Annotated in this window: 4 protein-coding genes; 2 read left to right on the top strand and 2 right to left on the bottom strand. The window is 76.0% G+C overall.

Going from position 1 to position 3585, the window contains the following annotated elements; translation table 11 throughout:
• The coding region (locus DZG00_RS13500) for an asparaginase (RefSeq protein ID WP_147360010.1) at window positions 1-842 on the bottom strand (842 nt) is incomplete at its 3' end.
• 170 nt (window positions 843-1012) lie between these two features.
• Here DZG00_RS13500 and DZG00_RS13495 point away from each other — a divergent pair.
• Together DZG00_RS13495 and DZG00_RS13490 are read left to right on the top strand one after the other, a co-directional pair.
• The gene (locus tag DZG00_RS13495; protein WP_199688987.1) at window positions 1013-2041 is read left to right on the top strand and encodes a LacI family DNA-binding transcriptional regulator; all 1029 of its coding nucleotides are present in this window, start codon (window positions 1013-1015) and stop codon (window positions 2039-2041) included.
• 61 nt (window positions 2042-2102) lie between these two features.
• On the top strand, window positions 2103-2897 hold the full coding sequence (locus DZG00_RS13490; RefSeq protein WP_119382891.1) for a transglutaminase-like domain-containing protein: 795 nt from the start codon (window positions 2103-2105) through the stop codon (window positions 2895-2897).
• Between the two features lie 40 nt (window positions 2898-2937).
• Here DZG00_RS13490 and DZG00_RS13485 read toward each other — a convergent pair.
• On the bottom strand, window positions 2938-3585 hold a 648-nt coding region (locus tag DZG00_RS13485), incomplete at its 5' end, for a hypothetical protein (RefSeq protein ID WP_233550142.1).

Here is a 3585-nt window from a genome sequence, read left to right as displayed (position 1 = left end):
CCGTCGCCGTAGATCGCGGCCACCGGGCCCCGGGCCACGCGCGTGCCGAGGGCCACGAGGACGCCGGCGTCGACGGCCGACGCGATCTCCGGCACGAGGGCGCGGTTCGCGTTGCCCGCGCCCGTGCCGATGACGACGAGGCCCGCCGCCCCCGCGCCGACCGCGGCCCGGAGCAGCACGGCGTCGGCGCCCGGGTGGACGCTGACGCAGTCCACGCGGATCCGGTCGAAGCGCGGCGTGGGCACGGGCAGGACCGGGAGGGTGCGCGGGCGCCGGGACAGCCGGACGTCGTCGCCGACCACGCGGCCGAGGTTCGCGCCGTCGCGGGCGGCGAAGGCGTCGGGATCCAGCGTGCGGGCCTTCACGAGGCCGTCGGCCGCGAGGACGCGCGAGGCGAACACGGCGAGCACGCCGGCCCCGCGAGCCTCCGACGACGCGGCGACGACGATGGCGTCGCGCAGGTTCGCGGGTCCGTCGCCCGCCGGGTCGTCCGCCGAGCGCTGGGCTCCCGTGAGCACCACGGGACGCGGATCGTCCGTCACCAGGTCGAGGAGGAACGCCGTCTCCTCGAGCGTGTCCGTGCCGTGCGTGACGACGATCCCGTCCACGTCGTCGCGCGCGAGCCCGGCCGCGACCGCCTCCGCGATCGTGCGCAGGTCGGCGTGCGTGAGCGCGAACGAGTTGACGCGGAGGACGTCGCGCGTCTCGACGGTGACGCCGGGCGGCAGGGCGGGCACGGATCCGAGCAGGCGCGCAGCCGGATCCGCGGCGACCGCGGCTCCGTCGGGGCGCGTGCGCGAGGAGATGGTCCCGCCGGTGGCGAGCACGAGGACGTGGGGCATGCGGACGATCCTCGGTCGCACAAACGTTTGCGTCAATGGTTTGCGTCGAACGATCACGTTGCCGTCCTGTTGCGGGGATGTTTCCCCGGCGGCCTCCGACAGGGCACCGTCGGGCGCGCCGCCGCCGGACCGCGACGCTGTGCCATGCTGGTCCGGGTGAGGAGGCCCGAGTGACCCAGAAGCGCCGGCCGCCCACCACGCAGCGCATGATCGCGGAGCTCGCCGGCGTCAGCATCACCACGGTGTCCCGCGTGCTCAACTCCCGCGAGGAGCACCCCGGCAGGTGGGCCGGACCCGAGACCGTCGCCGCCATCCTCGACATCGCCGAGCGCAGCGGCTACCGGCGGAACCCCCACGCCGCGAGCCTCCGCACGTCCCGCTCCGACCTCGTGGGCGTGCTCGTCCCGCGCCTCCAGGACTACGTGCTCGCCACCGTGTACGAGGGCATCGACGAGGCGGCGACCGAGCGCGACATCTCCACCTTCGTCACGAACAGCCTCGACCGGCCGGAGCTCCAGCGGACCCGCACGCGCAGCATGCTCGACCGCCGCGTCGACGGCATGATCTTCGGCGACGCGCACCTCGACGACCCGCTGCTCGACGAGCTCGCCGAGGAGGGCGTGCCGTTCGTCCTCGTCTCGCGCCGCCGGGGCGAGCACGTCGCCGTCACGTGCGACGACGTGGCGGGCGGGCGCCTGGCGGCCGAGCACCTGATCGCCGAGGGGCGCACCCGGCCGGCCGTGCTCGCCGGCATGTCCTTCGCCTCCACCGCGGTCGACCGCACGCGCGGCTTCCTCGAGGCGTACGCGGACGCGGGGATGCCCGTGCCGCCCGAGCGCGTGATCCAGCGCGGCTTCGACGCCGCCGCGGGACGGGAGGCGACCGAGGCCGTGCTCCGCGCCGGGCACGCGCCCGACGCGCTCTTCGCGACCAACGACTTCGCGGCGATCGGCGCGATGGGAGCCCTCCGCGACGCGGGCCTCTCGGTGCCCGACGACGTCGCCCTGGTCGGCTACAACGACACCCCGCTCGCGGCATCCGGATCCATCGGCCTCACGAGCGTCCGCTCGCCCGTGCACGAGATGGGGCGGCTGGCGCTCGAGACGCTCCTCGCGCTCGTCGACGGCCGGGAGGCCGCGTCCCGGCTGCTCGAGCCGACCCTCGTCGCACGCGCGTCGACCGGCCCGCACCCGGGCTGAGCGGCGGCGACGCGATCCGGCGGGCGGCCCGGGCGGGCGGATCCGATGCCACGATGGACGCATGCGCCGCGACGTCTCCTCCATGCTCGAGCTGCAGGTCTCCGGCGAGAGCGAGATGGCCTTCGCGGTCGCCGTCGCCCGCGGCGCGGACATCGCGTCCGAGCGCCTCGCCTTCGCCCTCGACGGGCGGCCGGTGGAGGCGACCGAGGTGGTCGACCGGCACGACACCCGCCTGCACGTGCTCACCACCGGCGCGGGCGTCCTCACGATGGAGTACCGCGCCACGGTCACGGGCCGCCGCGACCCCGCGCCCCTCGACGACGTCGACCTCTGGGTCTACCGCCGCCCGAGCCGCTACTGCGAGTCGGACACGCTCTTCCCCACGGCCCGCGGCGAGTTCCGCGGACTCGACGGACTGCCGCTCCTCGCCGCCGTGCGCGCGTTCGTCGCGGACTCGCTGCGGTACGCGCCGGGATCCAGCCTCCCGACCGACGGCGCCGTCCGCACGCTGCTCGCCCGCCGCGGCGTCTGCCGCGACTACGCGCACCTCGTGATCGCGATGCTCCGCGCGCTCGACGTGCCCGCGCGCCTCGCCGCCGTCTACGCGCCGGGCCTCAGCCCCATGGACTTCCACGCGGTCGCCGAGGCGTGGGTCGACGACGCGTGGCACGTCGTGGACGCCACCGGCCTCGCGCCCCGGCAGAGCCTCCTGCGGATCTCCACCGGTCGCGACGCGTCCGACACCGCCTTCCTCACCAACACGCGGAGCCTCGTCACCATCTCGCGCATGGAGGTCATGGCCACGGTCGACGAGCTGCCGGTCGACGACGTGGCCGCGCCCGTCCGCCTCGGCTGACGGGCGCGCGCGACGGGTTCGCGCGTCGGGCCGCGTCGGGTCAGCCGCCGACGGTCGTCAGCACCGCGTTGCCGAGGTCGGCGTGGTCGCCGGGCTCGTAGAACGAGTCGGACCGCATGACGACCATGTGCTTCGACGAGTAGATGGTGGCGACGCCGACCGCGTCCTGCAGCTCGAAGTAGGCCTCGACGCCGGACGGGTAGCCCGCGATCGGATCCGCCTGGAGGATGGCCGCGTCGCGTCGGGACTGCAGCTCCGCCGAGACCGGCTGGGCGACGTCGATCTCGACCGCGGTGCCGTCCGAGGACCGGAACGCGCAGGCGATGCCCTGCATGGCGAGCACGTCCTCGCGCGCGCCGTCGGTGGCGGTGTCGGCAGGCAGCGCCTCGGTCGCGAAGCCGGTGCCGAACTCGGCGAGGTCGGGCAGCAGCTGGTCGCACGTGGTGGTGACGGGCGTGCCCTTCGGCGGCGCGGGCGTGGGGGAGGCGCTCGGTCCGGTGGCGGATCCGCCGCCCGCGGCCTGCCCGCCGCCTGCGCTCGCCGAGGGGTCGGGCGTCGTGGGCTGGAGCGGCGCGGGGTCCGAGCAGCCGGCGAGGAGGAGCGCGACGGCGAGGCCGGCGGCCGCGGCGGCCGGGGCGGTGCGCGCGAGGCGGGGGCGTCGGGGCGCGGGGAGGCGGACGGGCATGTT

Origin of the sequence: Clavibacter lycopersici, from assembly GCF_003576405.1 — a bacterium.
Lineage (GTDB): Bacteria > Actinomycetota > Actinomycetes > Actinomycetales > Microbacteriaceae > Clavibacter > Clavibacter lycopersici.
This window is presented reverse-complemented; position numbering and strand designations above follow the sequence as displayed.

Bases quoted from the DNA above. Each gene is read 5' to 3' on its own strand.
- DZG00_RS13490 (WP_119382891.1), top strand. From the start codon at position 2,103: ATGCGCCGCGACGTCTCCTCCATGCTCGAGCTGCAGGTCTCCGGCGAG.